Annotated in this window: 18 protein-coding genes; all 18 read right to left on the bottom strand. The window is 45.8% G+C overall.

Annotated features, from left to right (window positions below; all coding sequences use genetic code 11):
- Window positions 1-77 precede the first annotated feature (77 nt).
- The 18 genes from GCU48_RS24890 to GCU48_RS24970 all read right to left on the bottom strand — a co-directional run bounded on the left by GCU48_RS24890 (window position 78) and on the right by GCU48_RS24970 (window position 15,888).
- Window positions 78-1,067 carry a hypothetical protein gene (locus GCU48_RS24890; RefSeq protein ID WP_152381813.1) on the bottom strand — a complete coding sequence of 330 codons (990 nt, stop codon included), beginning with the start codon at window positions 1,065-1,067 and terminating at the stop codon, window positions 78-80.
- Window positions 1,054-1,608, bottom strand: a complete 555-nt coding sequence (locus GCU48_RS24895; protein WP_152381814.1) for a hypothetical protein — start codon at window positions 1,606-1,608, stop codon at window positions 1,054-1,056. Before GCU48_RS24895 ends, GCU48_RS24890 begins: the two co-directional genes overlap by 14 nt.
- 1 nt (window position 1,609) lies before the next feature.
- Window positions 1,610-2,005, bottom strand: coding sequence for a hypothetical protein (locus GCU48_RS24900; protein ID WP_152381815.1), 396 nt, complete (start codon window positions 2,003-2,005; stop codon window positions 1,610-1,612).
- 39 nt (window positions 2,006-2,044) lie between these two features.
- Entirely contained in the window at window positions 2,045-2,524 is a 480-nt protein-coding gene (locus GCU48_RS24905) for a hypothetical protein (protein ID WP_025716096.1), read from the bottom strand.
- Window positions 2,525-2,575: 51 nt separating this feature from the next.
- Window positions 2,576-4,660, bottom strand: a complete 2,085-nt coding sequence (locus GCU48_RS24910) for a hypothetical protein (protein WP_152381816.1) — start codon at window positions 4,658-4,660, stop codon at window positions 2,576-2,578.
- Window positions 4,650-6,485 carry an ATPase, T2SS/T4P/T4SS family gene (locus GCU48_RS24915; RefSeq protein WP_152381817.1) on the bottom strand — a complete coding sequence of 612 codons (1,836 nt, stop codon included), beginning with the start codon at window positions 6,483-6,485 and terminating at the stop codon, window positions 4,650-4,652. Before GCU48_RS24915 ends, GCU48_RS24910 begins: the two co-directional genes overlap by 11 nt.
- Entirely contained in the window at window positions 6,485-7,342 is an 858-nt protein-coding gene (locus GCU48_RS24920; protein ID WP_152381818.1) for a hypothetical protein, read from the bottom strand. Before GCU48_RS24920 ends, GCU48_RS24915 begins: the two co-directional genes overlap by 1 nt.
- Entirely contained in the window at window positions 7,339-8,052 is a 714-nt protein-coding gene (locus GCU48_RS24925) for a hypothetical protein (protein ID WP_025716092.1), read from the bottom strand. Before GCU48_RS24925 ends, GCU48_RS24920 begins: the two co-directional genes overlap by 4 nt.
- A gap of 22 nt (window positions 8,053-8,074) precedes the next feature.
- A complete protein-coding gene (locus tag GCU48_RS24930) occupies window positions 8,075-9,061 on the bottom strand; it encodes an SAF domain-containing protein (protein WP_152381819.1) in 987 nt (328 codons plus the stop codon).
- 39 nt (window positions 9,062-9,100) lie between these two features.
- The gene (locus tag GCU48_RS24935; protein WP_152381820.1) at window positions 9,101-10,603 is read right to left on the bottom strand and encodes a serine/threonine-protein kinase; all 1,503 of its coding nucleotides are present in this window, start codon (window positions 10,601-10,603) and stop codon (window positions 9,101-9,103) included.
- Window positions 10,604-10,783: 180 nt separating this feature from the next.
- Window positions 10,784-11,842 carry a 23S rRNA (cytidine(2498)-2'-O)-methyltransferase RlmM gene (locus GCU48_RS24940; RefSeq protein ID WP_152381821.1) on the bottom strand — a complete coding sequence of 353 codons (1,059 nt, stop codon included), beginning with the start codon at window positions 11,840-11,842 and terminating at the stop codon, window positions 10,784-10,786.
- Window positions 11,843-11,864: 22 nt separating this feature from the next.
- Entirely contained in the window at window positions 11,865-12,638 is a 774-nt protein-coding gene (locus GCU48_RS24945; protein WP_025716088.1) for an ABC transporter ATP-binding protein, read from the bottom strand.
- Window positions 12,635-12,949 carry a thioredoxin family protein gene (locus tag GCU48_RS24950; RefSeq protein WP_025716087.1) on the bottom strand — a complete coding sequence of 105 codons (315 nt, stop codon included), beginning with the start codon at window positions 12,947-12,949 and terminating at the stop codon, window positions 12,635-12,637. Before GCU48_RS24950 ends, GCU48_RS24945 begins: the two co-directional genes overlap by 4 nt.
- Complete coding sequence (locus tag GCU48_RS24955) at window positions 12,946-13,284, bottom strand: cyclic-phosphate processing receiver domain-containing protein (protein ID WP_152381822.1); 339 nt, start codon at window positions 13,282-13,284, stop codon at window positions 12,946-12,948. Before GCU48_RS24955 ends, GCU48_RS24950 begins: the two co-directional genes overlap by 4 nt.
- Window positions 13,238-13,378 (bottom strand): hypothetical protein, encoded by a 141-nt coding sequence (locus GCU48_RS27200; protein WP_155983758.1) that lies wholly within the window; start codon window positions 13,376-13,378, stop codon window positions 13,238-13,240. Before GCU48_RS27200 ends, GCU48_RS24955 begins: the two co-directional genes overlap by 47 nt.
- Window positions 13,357-14,205 carry a deoxyribonuclease IV gene (locus GCU48_RS24960; RefSeq protein ID WP_208812045.1) on the bottom strand — a complete coding sequence of 283 codons (849 nt, stop codon included), beginning with the start codon at window positions 14,203-14,205 and terminating at the stop codon, window positions 13,357-13,359. The genes GCU48_RS27200 and GCU48_RS24960 overlap by 22 nt, the downstream gene beginning before the upstream one ends.
- The gene (locus GCU48_RS24965) at window positions 14,195-15,013 is read right to left on the bottom strand and encodes an Fpg/Nei family DNA glycosylase (RefSeq protein WP_152381823.1); all 819 of its coding nucleotides are present in this window, start codon (window positions 15,011-15,013) and stop codon (window positions 14,195-14,197) included. The genes GCU48_RS24960 and GCU48_RS24965 overlap by 11 nt, the downstream gene beginning before the upstream one ends.
- A gap of 68 nt (window positions 15,014-15,081) precedes the next feature.
- Window positions 15,082-15,888 (bottom strand): TIGR01457 family HAD-type hydrolase, encoded by an 807-nt coding sequence (locus GCU48_RS24970; protein ID WP_152381824.1) that lies wholly within the window; start codon window positions 15,886-15,888, stop codon window positions 15,082-15,084.
- Between the last annotated feature and the right edge of the window lie 124 nt (window positions 15,889-16,012).

Consider the following 16,012-nt stretch of genomic DNA (forward strand, 5'->3'; position numbering starts at 1 on the left):
GAATATTGAAAACAGCTAATTTTAATGTTTTTATGCAGGCTTGCCTATAAAAAAAGAAAAACCACTCGTCAGAGTGATTATTGTAAGCCGTTATTACATTTAAACTCGAAGTACCCCGCAGCAGCCGCAGATTTTTCATCTGAAAAACGTTCTCTCGCTTGAAAGGGTGCTGGACAGGAATCTCTGTAAAAATATTTCATTCCGGTATCCGGTTCTAGGCCACCAATTATAGCTTGCCTTCTCACGACTCTTCCACCACCAAACCCATAGTTATTGTAAAACCTGTCACCAACCGGAATGCCTTGGATAAACGCCATTAGCCCCACATCATCTACCGTGTTATACCACTCTTCTTGCGGAATAGTCGGCAGTGTAAACCTATAGGCTACGCCGTTGCGTGCTGCCTTTTGATTATGGAGATTAATCAGGCGAGCCAGGTCCTCCTGAACACTATGAACGATGGTGGAACGTCGTATTTGCTCAAAAGTTTCGGGATTATTTAGCAACGAAATACCAGTTTGACCCTGAAGCTCCTTTTGAAAACCCTCCACCCATCTGTGATTCTGGGCATCATATGCGTGCACATAATTATCCAAGGTGAATCCCACACTATTACCTACTGAATCGGCATATGCAAAAGGCTTTTTTTCACTCCATTTGGAACCTATAGCAGTTTGTCCATCCCCATCTATGTAAGTTTCTGAGGCAAACGTATAATAACCGTCATAATCCAGAATCACAATAACAGGTATGTAGTCCAGTAATGCGCGTTGTGCTACTGTATCCCCATCAATACCTACATTAAGAAAAAGGGTATGCAGGAACGTGCTTAGCGCTTCTTCTTTATCGACACGAAAAAACTTGTCCGATCCATACCCGGCCTCCCGTTCCTGACGCTCGTTCTGGGAAAGCACGGCACCTGCATCCTGAACTGCGGTATGGAGAGCCGATGTGTATTTCATTTCCAATCGCTGCACTTCACGCTGATTTTGTACCCGCAAGTCACCGATTACACCAAAGGGCAAAAACAGCAGAATAAATATAACTGCAAAATCAGTAATCTTCATTCAAAACCATGCCTCCGTATGATGCTGTAACTGCTGGCTTTCCGCTATCGGCCCCGCCAAGAAGCCATGATTTGTACAAATCCGCAGGAGTCCGATTCGTGTTATGTACCCGCACTGTAAAATAATCTCCGGCCATCAAAGTATATCGACGTGTCTGATCAGACTTTGACTGCTGGTTGTCAGGAAAAAGGACAGGCAAGATTTGCGCATTGTAGTACCCATCATATACCGTTTCATAATTGCCCAGAAAACTGTCCGGCTTCGAGGCATCTGCATATTCCGGTACATATTTTTTGTGCGTATGCTCCAAGTCAACCTCGTACTGATTGCCTGTAAGCTCCAGTTCACGCATAAAATCGTTATACATCGTCGGTGTAATGTAGCCCTTGGTCCTTACCATATCAACAAAACGTACGGTTGAGTGATACACATTTAACCCCGATATATCATCCTGCCGTTCAGCGGCTTGAACTGCGGGTACGATGTACAAAAGCAATACAGCGAGCAGGGCCCCCAACAGCTTGGATATTGATTGAACCACTTCAGTCCTCCTCCAATTTCTCAAAACGTACAGATATTATCTCTCCGCGTTGATTACGTTGTGGGTACATGGAATACAAAGAGAAAGCATTCAAGGCCGATACACCAGGCTCAAATGGTTCGGAATATTCATCGTACTCCGTTCCGTCGACTTGAACCGATATTCCATCCTGTAAGTTCATGCGAATTGCCTGAATGACCTGAGTCCCTTTAATCCGTTCCGGTATGTCCACCTCCGCATTCCGGGATATCCGTCCCTCGGAATGCTCCTCCTGTTGCGATCTTAATTCCAATGTGGTACTCATCTGACTGGACAAGTCTGCTGCTGTTATACATGCGGTTATAAACAAAATAGTTGACACACCGAGCCGCAGCATGCTTGAAGCGTGATCAGACATATGCCCATCTCCTAATCGTTATGATCTTTACTTTTGTGCTCAGGACTGGGTAAACAGCAACCCACGTACAACATTCGATTTGTCTTTGACAATTTCAGCCTTGAATTTACCGCTTGGATTCACGTATTCGTTTTCTTTCTCATTCAGCGTATTCGCTATTTTCCCTGTCTTTTCACTTCCACCGTTCACTGCACCATACTGTTCACTGTCCATGCTAATGTTCAAAGCATTACCGTACCACTGGCCTGCCATATTTTTGCCGGTTTTAATCTGAATACCGAATTGGTCTTTCCCCTGAAACTTGCGTAGCGCATTGGTTACCTGAGACCCGCTAATCGTTGTACCGTCATATACTGTAAATGAGGCTTGAGACAATTCGGTCTGAATATCAGCAAAATTATTTTGTGCCGTTTTGGTGGCCTCCTGTGCTGAAATAAACAGAATGACTACAATGGTAATGAGGGCGATGGTCAAAAATATACCGGCGGCTACCTTTAAAGCAGTTGATGCGTTATTCATTATTCTTCTCTCCTTAGCTTGTTAAATCGTATTAGCCATAATAGAACTTACTTACTGAATTTTTTGTATTTGCTCATAATAGCTATCCATTTGAACAAAGCTCATGCCGATCAATGGAATCACCAAATATAAAAAGATAAGACCGTATATTGGAGCAAAACCAATCATCCTACCCCAGATGGCCTTGCTGTCTATCATTTTTTCATACTCCTGCTTTCTTTGTTCAAAATAGTAGGACATATGGGAATCCAAATCGTCAAAGGCTTCACGAATCGTAATTTTGCCCAAAGACAAATGGAGCTTGTCCACTAGACGTTGAAATTCCGGCAAAGGCGCTTCTTCTTTCAACAATTCGAGAGCTGCCTCGGGTCCGTGTTCATAATGGAGCAAGCATTTTTGCAGTGGTCTCTTGAAAATAACCGAAAAGCGATTCAACCACTCCAATATTTCCTCGACAGACATTCGTTCCATGGCCCGCAAAATAGAAATGACCGTTTGAAACTGATACACCTCATGCCTCATATCCAAACGCCGCATTTTTCGCTGCACATATAACAGAAGCATCGGCATTTGGTAGGCTACATATCCAGCAACCAAACTGATCAGCACTTCCCACCATTTGATGTATTCCTCGTTCCACGCTTCCAGCTTTTGGAGGATACGACGAGTATTTTTAGATAGCTGATCCGCACTAGCTATGCCAACAGTATCACGCTCGAGGGCTGCATACGTCTGCGCATATGTGCTTCCCGCCCTCATATTCAGTGCATGCATGACTTTGCGGTCAACCTCACTCTGCTTTAAAGCTTCTTTTTCCTCTGTGGGCTTTAAACGTCCGAACATTTGACCTGATTGGGCAGGAGCGTAAAGAATATGTGTTTTCTCGGCTTCATGTAAAACAAATACCGTGCTGATGCTGAGCACCAATCCTGTAATAAAAAGAATAATCCTCCGTACGTACAGCCATTCCAGTTTTATCTCCGCACCACTCTCCTTTAGCAGGCGGATTATCTGGAAATAAGAGGATACCTGCTGCCGCGGAATTAAAGTATCTACCACATGATGAATGATAGGAAAACGATATAGCTTTTGCTCCCAGATATAACGGCCCCTACCCGCACGATAACCTGTTTCGTTGGTCTGTTGCAGCTTTTGTAACAGAAAGTAAGATACGATAATTACAATATAGACGGTCAATTTTGTAATATATCCCAATTTTCCTTGGTAAAAATTATCCATGGATGGAAAGCTGGATCTCGCCCATTTTTCGATCGGCATCGTAAAAAAAACGGGGGCCAGTGCGATCACGTTCAAACTTTTGAGCAAATAATCCAGTTTATTTCTCCGTAGCAGCTCCAGTTGGATTTCGCGCGCAAGACTGCCAAGTCCCTTCAAATAGATGGAGCCACCCTCCTCAATCCGGTCACCAAACTCCATCACCATATATGAGATACCAGCAAAGGCTTTTAAAAATCGGTTAGGAGCAGACTCATAGTATCTTTCCAGTGCTTCATGCGGATCAACATCTGTCAGCGCTTCATGAATGAGTCGTGCGTGTCTTCCAGCCTCAGCTCCCGTCAAATCGGTCGCTTCAGAAATGGCCTCCTCTACCATGCCATGCTGATGATAATGGTGGCGTACATTGGCGAACAATTCGATCATCTGTGCAAGCAGCCTTTTTTCCATCCGGCTAATTGTCACATCTAAAATGAGGCTATTGATTACCACTCCACATAGAAGCGCCAATACAGCAAACTCTAATCCGGGTTTCATCATCAGCAGCACAATGCCGCTGCAAATAAAAGTCCCCCAGATGAGCAGCGTCATCTTGATTGTCTGTAGGCGTAGCTTGTATTCATCGTAGGCATGCAAACTGGATAGCCTCTTACGTATACCTCTGAGGTATTCGGATATGATTGGCACTCCCATGCCCAGCGTGTATAGCTTGTGCAATAAGGCTTGTATCTCCCGTTGCAGTAACGCTTTTCCCTTCCGTCCTTCCCGCACAGAATAAACTCGTCCACTGCGGATTGCATGAGTATTGCGTTTGTGCAGCCACCACAAAGCTATATATAGAATTACAAAGCCCCCGCCAGAAATGATTAAAATCCACAATAACATCACTTTAAGACTCATAGTCTCCCTCCCAATAACGGGCCAAAAAACTGCGGAAACCACTGGCATCCTTGGCATTCATCTGCTCACACATCTCCTTTGCGCTTTTGGCGGTTATCGGTTCCACCGGTATATAACACCCATTCCGGTATTCCATAACATGCCGATAGCTATAATTCGCCAAAGTATTCGTGCCAGCATCTATATGATCCGGGTTATGCGGCACACATTCTGTAATCCGTTCAATATAGCGTCGCCCTTCCGCATCACGCTTGAGATGCACATCAAAATTAATGACATGAACTACCTGTTCCTCAGCGATGCCTTCATGCTGAAATACTCCAGTTTTGAGCAATGAATTACGGAGTGAGAATACAAGATCACGAAATGTTTTGGCATGATGAGTAAAAATGGTGAACAGACTTGCAACCTGCGACATCTGGATCATCCAAGCGGCGACTTCATCACTCGCTACTTCGCCAAGAATATTGACGGTTCCATCCGTCTTTTTCTGCAAATCAAGCCCTTGTTGCCCTGAAATATGATCCGTTTCCCGAAAGGTAAGAATGTTACGTCGACTGTAGATGCTACGCAAATGCAACTCAAAGGCCATTTCCTGTACACGAAGCGTATACGAAGCATAGATATGCTTAACCATCGCCATCAATAGCGTCGTCTTACCAGAACCCTGTGCACCTGTAATTGCAGTAATCCGGCTGCCTTTCATTAAATAAGAAAGGAGCTGGATCGGAAAATCAGCATTTTCACCTTTAATTAACTGCTCCAGCGAAGCACTTTGAATATCAAATTTCCGGACAAAGAAAGCCCACGATTCGGAAAAAGGAGGTCTGACTACCACTACTCGTGACCCGTCCTTCATTTCGTTTACCTTATAACCATTGGCTTCGGAAAGCTGTCCCGGGTAATTGTATTTGTAAATATTTTGGCACACTCTTTTAAGCTCACGTTCTGAACCAAAGGAAAGAAATGGAAGATGAATCGTTTTTCCTTTATAAAAAATCCACACGCTCTCATAACCATTTGCAGTAGGTTCAGACACTTGCTCTAATGTATACCGATCCGAAGGCCAGTCCGCCGATGGAGGATTCCCTCCTTGCGGCATACCACTAACGCCCCCACTTACACCGTCAATCCGCTGATCGCGTATATCATCAATGACGGAAAAGCCTTTGTAATGCTGATAAATCCGCTGCACAATAATATCCACCTTCTCCAGAAACGAAAGGGGGCGGTGCTCACATTCATAGACATAACGGATATCCTCTTCCGTGACGAGATAGCTCCCATCCTCTTCATGTGACTGTGAATATCTCATTTCGGCCAAGTCATAAGTATCCAGTAAACGCGATAGGGCATCAGCACCATACTTTTGCTGGTATTGGTAAAATACAATTTCGAATTGATCCTGTATATTTAACAATTCAGGCCTGGAAAATGGCATGACGGAATCTACGATTTTCTCGTTTATGCCATAGCCATTAATCAGCAGCTCAACCATCAGATTTTTAACAAAACGTTTATCACCACTACTGCCATTGGCACAGTCTTTTAGTGCCCTGCGCAGCTCCGCTCTTTGATGGATACGTCTTCTATATTCCTCCTCATGCAACCCGGCATCCGCCATTTGACTATGGCTTAGTTCATGAAGCGCATTTTTGATATACTCCATCAGAGTCTCCAATGTAGCCTCTTCATTCTCTTTACCGTCTCGTGAGATTGAATGACGGGAGTGAATATTTCCTCGATATTTAACGATAATCAGTACGATACCCAGTAGTACAATACAAGTAAGTATTATTCCATTGATCAATTGAGCGTACAGCATCAAGCGCCCCTTTCTAAAGCCTTGAGCCGAAGATCGGATTCTGCCGCCTCCAGAATAGCTTTACTGATTTGCCGTATGCTCTGCTCCCATTCGATAGGCGTAAAAAGCTTGCGATGCGGCTCCTTCCCGCTTCGTACACCACGCTGCACATGTCCTACTACATCCCTGCGGTTCCACGCGTCCATAAATTCGGTACTATAAGGGACCGCATGTAGTGCCCCCTTGTACCCATATCTCCTGCGGATATTCGCTACATTTGCTTGAGAATACACATCATATCTCCCAAGCACCAGCATTAACGGCAATGTCGGGTAAGTGGATAACGGAGACACAGATTCAAAAAAAGCATCCAGCTCTCGCATATTCTGAGTCAGCGAAAGAACAGCCAGCTTGGCTCGCGTACATGCTTCATGCTGTACAGATCCCCACCCTGCTCCACTTCCTGCATCAACCAGCGTCAAATCATAATATTGATCCGCCGTGTCCAAGACTGTCCGTACAAGTCCCTGAGATAACAGTGGTGGAGCAACTCCAAAGCTGGAGGTTCCCTCAAGCACATCCAGAGTCTGTTCCAGAACAGGTGTCGTATAGTTGCAAATATTTTCTCTAGACAATGTTCCTCGCAAAACTAACCGTTCGACAGCATCCCAACCCCCTTCCTGAAGCCGCAAACTTGGATCATCCATACGATGATCCTGTATAGGGAATCCTGTTTCAATTCCCGTATGTCTCCGCCCTAGATGGGTCAATAGTAATCTTCCTCTATATAGATTGCCTATAGTAACTGCTATAGCTGCCGCCAATGAGCTACTTCCACTCGCTCCTTTAATAGGACTCCAAAACAAAACGGTGCTCATGCTCTCCTCCTTTCCGCACGCTTTAGCGCACGTTGGCTCTCTTTCAATTCCCAGCCCATCCAGTCTCCAATGCAACGGCACAATTCTTTCTTATACATTCTGGATAGTGGTTTTAGTTGAAGCTGCTGCTTATGCTCATTTTCCAATTTTAGGGCAAGATTTCCCTCATCCCATGGCAATACATATGGTTCTTGCTGCCAAGAGGCAGGAAAGCCGTTCATGTATTCCCACAAATACGGCTCCTCTACACCACAATCCACGGCTTGTAAAAATAATTTGTCAAATGCAAGATCTTTGGGGAATTCAGGTTGACCGAACAAATGCTCGAGCCACATCCGTCCGTTATGCATCTGCATTCGGCTATAATCACTGACCCAAATCCGCCGTTCCGCCCTTTTCCAAACAGATATTGGGCAAAAATCCGCTGACTCTACATCCAAAATAACAATGTCATAAGCATGCTCTGTCTTTTGATCAGCCATCATACCGATGCTCAAATCTTCCCATGCTGTATAGCCAGTCGCCACATCCAAACCACTAAACTGTGTAATGGGTAGTGGTTTGTCAAGCAGCCCTATGCTATACCGATACTGTCCCCGCAGTGTAGCATCCACAAGAAGTACCTGTTGGCCGGAGGCTGCTAATATGCTGCTGATGTATAACAAGGTGTCGCTTTTGTCACAAAGTCCGGCAAATATCCAAGTTTTCATACTTCCGTTCCTTTTCTTTTATTTATTTGACATACGGATCAGAGCTTCCGCCCTGCGTCAAAATTTCTGTCTGTTCTTCGTGATCCTGCCTGCCCTCATATCCATTCCCTATACCCTCACTCCCACCAGATGCATCCTCTATAGTCGTATCCGTATGCTGAGCTGCAATTTCCTCACTCAGACTTCTTTCTACGGGTGTTGAAATTACATTGTTTGATGAATGAATTGCATGTTCAAGAGAATCCCGCAGCTGCTTGGACAGCTTTTGTTCTGCTACCTGTATCAAATTCGGATCACTATTCATTAATGCTAACACTTGAGCATTAGGCGGATAAGTCGGGATCGCCTTCGGCTGAAATTGGGGATCGACATATGTCAGCGCATAGATGGATGCTTTATGCAGATAGGCATCAACAATTGCGCTTGAAAACGATAGTATTTCCTGCTCATTCATAGTTACCCAGACGACGGGACCTTCCAGCCTGGAAATTTTCTTTTTGGATAATAGAATGTAATCCTGACCCGTTGGAAATTGAATACGGATATCCACTTCGTCCCCCTGCTTCAGGCTGTTGGGCAATACCACTACCTTTAACTCACGATTTCGTAAATCTTTAGGTGTAGGCTCATCAACAGTCATCATAGCTAACGTAAGTACAGACCCTTTTTTCAGTTCAATTTTGGCTGTGGTCCCAGAAGCTTTATTTTTATCTGCCACCAAATTTGCTGGAGCCTGAGATCCAGGGACCGTAACTGCCTTTAAATCATTAGATATAATCTGTTCACCTGGAGATATGTCACGAATAACAGCCCAGCCTTTTTTCGCGGTGCGTTGCTCTTGTTCGTACACTTTCCATTTTAGTTCTGCATCTACTTCGGCCTGTTTCCTGACCTCATTCAATTGATGGGTGTTAACCATAAGGTAGCCCGCAAAAATAATGCCAACGATACCCGCGCCAATACAACCGGCGTATAGCTTTTGCTTACTGCTTTTTCTTAGCTTGGACACACAGCTTCTCCCCTGCCTTTTTTGATATATATCTTTAATTTAGCGCTGCCGTCTAAGAAATCTGAAGCGTTTTTTCCGGGTATCCGGAATAGCTCCGCGAAACAGCTCGTCCAGCACCTGATCCATCTCACCATCTCGCTCGAATGGGTCGGAATGGAACGGTAACGCAAATACTTTATCATGATCCAGTTCCTTACGTAGCCTGCGAACCGCCTCCGAGGATGCCAACGGCAAACAGTAATTCCATTTATGCTGCGGATGGCGCTGAAGCGATCGGGCCAGCCCGATTATCTCCTGAACTCTCCATTCAGCTCCTGAACCAACAACAAGCGGGTAATCGGCTCTCAAAAATTCTTCCAGTCGCTCATTATCCTGCCCACTCCCCAAATCCAGAACGAGAAATCTATAGGAGCCGCCCAGCAAAGAAATGACATCTGCGCGAGATGTCTTCCGCCAATAATGTACTCCGTCAACCTCAAAACGCCGATTTGAATTCGTTCGTCCAGCAGGTACGCCCTCCACCACCGCTTGAAGTCGGGCAAACGCTTTGGCTGTACTATGCAGCTCAACCAAAGCTACGGAACGGGATCTTCGGGATAGATAGTGGCTCACCGCAATGGCCGTATGTGTAGCACCTGAACCGGAAGACACACCGAGCACAGCCACTACCCTTGTACCTGCGTATTCCAATGAAGTAATTGAAGTATCACCAACGGGTACTCTATGTTGAGAAGGCTGAAAATCTGCACTACGTCGCAGTTCTCCAATGACCTCTGCGGCAGATTGAAATCGTTCCTCAGGATGCTGACGTAGCAGCTTTCGAATCACTGGAATCAAATGGCGGGAGAGTTCCCCGCGAATATATCCTTCTACTCCCGCAGTCCACTCGCTATATTTTCCACCTGTACAGAGATACAGCAGTAACGCTCCTAAACTGTATAAGTCTGAGCGAGCATCCGTTTGACCTGCTCCATATTGCTCCGGGGCTGCAAAGCCCACAGTTCCCAGCTTTACCGTATCCTGATTCAGTTCAGCCTTATAGCTACGCGCGATCCCAAAATCAATCAGCTTAAATTCCATTTCCGGGGTCAGCATAATATTGGTCGGTTTCAAATCACGGTAAATGACAGGCGTCTGACGAGTGTGCAAGTAATCCAGCACATCCAGCACCTGCAAAGCGAATGGAACAATTTGCTCCTGTGGAATATGGCCTTGGTAACCTTTCATATACGCTTCCAGCGTCATTCCTTCAATGTAATCCATAACCAGAAATACTGCACCCGATGGCGGATGCTCGAAGAAATCAACAATTCTCGGTAGGCGTGGATGGCTTAATGAAATCAGCATTTCTGCTTCTGTCCGTATAAGCCTCATCATTTGCGGCTCGGTAATCGACTCCTTCACCGCCCATTGCTTGCCAGGCAGCTTCAAATCCTCTGCCATGAATACACGGCTCATTCCCCCTGTACCCAACGTGCGAACAATTCGGTAACGCTCACCTACAATAGACCCGTATTCCAATCGTGATGGTTTCTGCATCATCCTTCTACCTCCCTTCTATAAGCAAACAACGCAAAAAAGGGAAAGCCGCCGCAAAACAAAATCTTCATGTTACCATGAAAATGATTTTCGCGGGATGCTTTCCCTTTATTTAAACGTGATTATTATTTTTGAGGAACAATTTGGTTTTATTATATACAGACCTGTGCTCATTGTAAAGTATTATTTTCCATACTTGATCATGTACAGGGTAATCTCATCTCGGTTATGGAACAGCTGCTTAGCTCGCTGAATCTGCATGCCGGACTGCTCGAATGAAGCCATCACATCATGAATGAGCGCCAAAGGCTTTTTATGCATGAGCTTGACTGTTACGATAGCAGTACCACCACTCCGCAAACTATACAGCAAGTCAGTTACGAGCCTTGCCATCTGTTTCGGACTCCAGCTCATATCACAAACCAGCAGGTCGAACGTATTCTCTTTAAATTTGACTTCACTCGCATTTTTGCGTAAAAAAGTCAGATTGGCATACTTCATCAGCGAGGGTTCCATCTTAGCCGGATCAACCGCCGTTACCTTAAGTCCTCGCTCCAGTAAAAAGGAAGTCCAGCCACCCGGTGCTGCCCCAATATCCAGCCCCTGATGGAAAGCACTAAAATCAATGCCGAATGTCGCTTCTGCTTCCAAAAGCTTGAATTTGGCACGAGAGATTTGTCCCTCCTCCTTCTGAAAACGAACCGCACCTCCGCTCCAATCTGAAAGATTGTCCTGAGGGTGTGATACGCCTGCATACCAAGTATCCGTATCCGCAAATACGGACACAATGACGTCAGCCTCTTGTACTGTTTGTTCCATAGGTAAATCGCTTAATTGTTCACTTAAAGCCTGCTTGAGCGCGCCTGCGCTTTCAGTCCAACTACTATTAGCTCCTTTGCGCACTTGCAAAGAAACACGTTGATCTATCAGTTCCCGGCGGTTACGGATAAATGCAACCAGACGCTCCAGCACCTGAGCCAAGTCCGTCCCTTCCTCCTGAAAATGCACAGGGAACAAGTGCCGCAAAAACATCGGCGGCTGACCTGTAATTGCCCCTACAGCCTCACTGGCTTCCGCAGGCAATGTAACCAAAAAAATTTCACCAGGTACAATTACTGTGCTTTTCACCGAGCCAAATAATCTTCTTAGCTCCTCTTGAGCATAGGGTGCAAAGCCATGATTGGCCGTGCAAACAAATCTTGACGATGATAGAGTGGCCCCACCCTGTTCATCTGTACGCATGTTTAATTCCTCCAAAGTAACATTAACCTCCAGTGCACACTCGAATCCAGGGACGTTCTCCATCCCAATCCAGTTCAACTGGAACTTCATACGTGTGCATTATCAATTCTTTCGTCAAAACTTCTTTTTTGGGTCCCGCTGCTGCTACCTTGCCGTCACGGATCAACGCAACATGCGTAAAGAGGGGAACAATCTCCTCAATGTGATGAGTTACGTAGACCACTGACAAATCCTGTTTACGGAGCCGATCAATCTCAACCAGCATTTTTTCCCGTTCAAATAGATCCAGCCCGGCACAAGGCTCGTCCATTATCAGCAAACGAGGCTCCGCCATCAGTGAACGAGCCAGCATAACCTTTTTACGCTCTCCTTGAGATAATGTTCCTAGTGGCTGATGCATCAGAGGACCCAAATTCATCCCCTCCAACATAGATACGGCTTTTTCCTTTGTCTCTGTCGGAATCTCTTGATAAAAACGCAAAAAAGCATAAGCACCAGTAGCGACCACTTCCCATACCGGATCTTTTAACGCTAGCTTTTCCAACAATGTCTGGCTAATATAACCGATCTGCTTGCGAACTTCCCGCACATCACATTGACCATATGTTTGGCCGAGCACCTCGACCGTGCCACGACTTGGAAACATGTATCCTGTCATCATTTCCAATAATGTTGTTTTACCAGAACCGTTGCGCCCCAAAATTGCCCAATGTTCGCCTTCCCGTATTTCAAGACTTACATCGTCCAAAATTTTATTTTCTTCCCGCTGCAATGTGATGTTCTTTATGGAAATCACTCCATCACGCTCCTTATCCTGTTCAGCAAATGTTCCACAGATTCCATTTTGTAGATGATTTCTGGAATTTCATTTTCGCCGTTATATACAAGAAGCGCAGGTACACTGGAAATCCGGTATTCCTGCACTAGTTCAGGAATATAGTTTATGTTGCTTTGCACAACTGCTCCTTCGGGAAGCAAATGCTCAGCTACCTCCAGCATCCGGCGGGCAGCCGCGCAGGTTCCGCACATGGGAGTGTACACAAACAAAGCGAGCTTGCATCCCTCCCATATGGCACGACGTGCCTCTTTTTGCCCTATTTCCCTCATCGTTTCGACTCTTTTCTGATCTGGCGCATACGTTCCTCGGGTACCGGGCCGTTATGTACGGTGACTCCTTCTGGCTTGTTGGCATAAAGCAGTTCATACATGACACGCCGACCCTCCAGACTGGAGGAATGCAGGTAAATTTCGGACGGATATAACTGTTTACCCGCAATGGCCGCAGCCACATCTTTTCCAGTGAGCTGACCCGGACCCAGATCATAGTCCAGCGATAGCACTGAAATCGGATATTCCTGAAGCAGTAACAGACACTCCTCCGCGTCCCTTGCCAGCTTAAAGCCCGGAGGACAAGGCCGGTAATCGTCCATAAACAAATACATCAACATCTCCTCCTTTTCCCCTAAAGTAAGCTGCATAAGCTTCAAAGATAACCATGATTTCGTCAGCCTGATTTATCCCCAGCTTTGAATCCATTGAATATCCTCCCGATGAGTCCCATCAGCTCCCGCTTCACTTTCCAGGACGACAGGAATGCCTTTTACAGGCTCCTGCTCTGTCATCCAACGCATGCCCTCAAAACCGATGCAGCCTTGCCCAACACGCGCATGCCTGTCTTTTTTAGATCCATACGGATATTTGGAATCGTTTAAATGAACTCCACCCAGGGCTGACCAATAGCCGAGTCGCTCGCCTTTCTCAATCAATGCCTCGTCCGTTCCGCCGTTCCACAATCCTGCTGCATACGCATGACAGGTGTCCAGACAAAAGCCGATACTGTCAGGATATTGGCACAACTGGCGAATTTGCACCATTTCCTCCAGCGTAGTCCCCATGGGTCCGTGATCCCCCGCCTGATTTTCAATCAGTATTTTGGCATTTCCCTGCCAGTCCTTCAGCACATCGTCCAGACAGCCAATGATATTTCGGTAGCCCTCCAGTGGATCAGCCGAATGCATATGCCCGAAATGAACAACAATTCCTTTCGAGCCACAGGCTTCAGCAATATCCAGATCGTTCCGCAATGAGGCAACCATCAGCTCATAAAGTTCCTGACCACGCTCACGCCCAAGAGCCGGATTCACAGGATACGGTGAATGGGCGATGGATTCAAGCTGGTGCCTTGAACAATAAGCTTTACAAGCAGCAGCATCCGTAGCACTCCATTCTTTTAATCTGAGACTGCGAGGATTTTTCGGGAAATACTGAAAAGAACGTCCCCCCTGCTCTTGTGCACGTATAGCAGCTTTGGAAAAGCCACCACGCGTACTCACGTGGGCGCCAATGAGTAATTTAGGCATCATGCTGCTGTACCGGGCAATAAAATGCTTTTTTCCCAGCCAGCTCAACCCTAACAATTTTTCCGCCACTTGGAGATTGTTCACCTTCACGGTCATATACTCGGCACTGCTGATCGAAGCCACCCGTTAATGTATCTCCCTCCATCAGAGGCATTTCCATATAACCACCTTGCGCAGTAGCTTCACGAAGCACGGATTGAGTGGCATGATACAGCTTTTCCACTTTTTCCGGTGACTGTACGATGTTTTGTACTTTGGAGCCCGGTGTAAATCCAGCGATATAAGCAATTTCATCCGAATAACAATTGCCAATACCCGAAAATATCTGTTGATTCACTAGCGTTGTCTTCAAAATTCCCCGTCGTCCCTTTAGACGTGCTGTGAACTTTTCCAACGTCATGCGATGGTCCAACGGGTCGGGTCCGAGTTCTGACAATGCCTCATCTGTTTCTTTAGCTGTCAGCAAGTGCAAGTAACCTAAGCGCAGCCCCATAAAATAAAGCTTCACACCGCTAAAATCCAATTCGATCTGAACCGTACGGTTCGGACGCTGCTCCTCCGTTCCCAGGTACAGCAATCCTCCCAGCATCAGGTGCAGCACAAGCCGCCCACCCGTGTTTAAATGAAAAATCAAATGCTTGCCTCGGCGCTCTAAATATACAACAGTCGTTCCCAGCAAATGCTTTTCAAACGTGTCCACGTCAGTATTAATGGATTTTACACGGTTAACCGTCACTCCAGTAATCGGAATGTCCAAAATTTGTTTTGACAATAACATTCTGTAGTTTTCCATTTCAGGAAGTTCCGGCATATCAACATCTTTCCTTTCGTAGCTACATAGCTTTTAATTCTCACCATTTATCAAATGTATGTTGGTTATCATTTCAACTCTTCCTTGATCCAGTCCTGCAGTTCATCCAGATTTTCAAATATCAGGTCAGGCTTTACCCCAATAGCACGCATATGTTCTTCCATATTCGCGCGGGTCGTAACACCTGACAGAATCAGAGCTGTTTTACAACCTGCGGCTGCTCCTGCTGCAATATCAGTAAGCATATTATCGCCTACAACCAGAGCTTCATCCGCTCTAATATTCAAGCGTTTCAGCGCATAGTTCATCAACACGCTCGAAGGCTTGCCGATAACCACTGGCTTGACCTGTGAAGCCGCTTCAATCGCAGCGCCAATCGTTCCTGCTCCTGGCGTTAACCCATCATGTGAGGGCAATTGTAGATCCGGGTTAGTCAAAATAAAAGTCGCTCCCTCCCGAATCCAGCGCATGGCAGCGGCCAGTGTTTTATATGTAAATTGACGATCTATCCCCTGTACGACATAATCAGGCTGCTCCTGAACAAGCAGCAACCCGGCCTCTGTGAACGCCTGGCGCAAGCCGGTTTCGCCAATACAATATACACGTGCTCCCGGACTTTGCTGTGCAACATATTGTGCAGCTGCCAATGCCGAAGTATATACTTCATGACTGACTGCTTCAATTCCCATACCAACCAAATGCTCTGCTACCAATTCGGGTGTGCGTGAAGCATTGTTTGTGACATACGCATAGGGTATCTGGTCTGTGCGTAATTGGGATATAAATAGGTCCGCACCTTTGATCATCCGATCTCCATGATATAGTGTGCCATCCAGATCAATCAGTAACGATTTTATCGCAATCCCCTCCCCCACTTCAAATCAATCATCATAACGTTGAAAAGTGATATTTCATCCTATGAAGAATGTTCCCCCCACTTATTTAACCACCTTAATCATTTAGGTCATAAAATAAGTTGGCACCTCCATTTCATCTTAT

This window comes from Paenibacillus brasilensis, from assembly GCF_009363115.1.
GTDB lineage: Bacteria > Bacillota > Bacilli > Paenibacillales > Paenibacillaceae > Paenibacillus > Paenibacillus brasilensis.

Excerpts from the sequence above, each read along its gene's own strand:
- GCU48_RS24890 (WP_152381813.1), bottom strand. The coding sequence starts at position 1,067 with ATGAAGATTACTGATTTTGCAGTTATATTTATTCTGCTGTTTTTGCCC.
- GCU48_RS24900 (WP_152381815.1), bottom strand. The coding sequence starts at position 2,005 with ATGTCTGATCACGCTTCAAGCATGCTGCGGCTCGGTGTGTCAACTATT.
- GCU48_RS24905 (WP_025716096.1), bottom strand. The coding sequence starts at position 2,524 with ATGAATAACGCATCAACTGCTTTAAAGGTAGCCGCCGGTATATTTTTG.
- GCU48_RS24910 (WP_152381816.1), bottom strand. The coding sequence starts at position 4,660 with ATGAGTCTTAAAGTGATGTTATTGTGGATTTTAATCATTTCTGGCGGG.
- GCU48_RS24915 (WP_152381817.1), bottom strand. The coding sequence starts at position 6,485 with ATGCTGTACGCTCAATTGATCAATGGAATAATACTTACTTGTATTGTA.
- GCU48_RS24920 (WP_152381818.1), bottom strand. The coding sequence starts at position 7,342 with ATGAGCACCGTTTTGTTTTGGAGTCCTATTAAAGGAGCGAGTGGAAGT.
- GCU48_RS24925 (WP_025716092.1), bottom strand. The coding sequence starts at position 8,052 with ATGAAAACTTGGATATTTGCCGGACTTTGTGACAAAAGCGACACCTTG.
- GCU48_RS24935 (WP_152381820.1), bottom strand. The coding sequence starts at position 10,603 with ATGATGCAGAAACCATCACGATTGGAATACGGGTCTATTGTAGGTGAG.
- GCU48_RS24940 (WP_152381821.1), bottom strand. The coding sequence starts at position 11,842 with ATGCGTACAGATGAACAGGGTGGGGCCACTCTATCATCGTCAAGATTT.
- GCU48_RS24950 (WP_025716087.1), bottom strand. The coding sequence starts at position 12,949 with ATGAGGGAAATAGGGCAAAAAGAGGCACGTCGTGCCATATGGGAGGGA.
- GCU48_RS24955 (WP_152381822.1), bottom strand. The coding sequence starts at position 13,284 with ATGTATTTGTTTATGGACGATTACCGGCCTTGTCCTCCGGGCTTTAAG.
- GCU48_RS27200 (WP_155983758.1), bottom strand. The coding sequence starts at position 13,378 with ATGGATTCAAAGCTGGGGATAAATCAGGCTGACGAAATCATGGTTATC.
- GCU48_RS24960 (WP_208812045.1), bottom strand. The coding sequence starts at position 14,205 with ATGATGCCTAAATTACTCATTGGCGCCCACGTGAGTACGCGTGGTGGC.
- GCU48_RS24965 (WP_152381823.1), bottom strand. The coding sequence starts at position 15,013 with ATGCCGGAACTTCCTGAAATGGAAAACTACAGAATGTTATTGTCAAAA.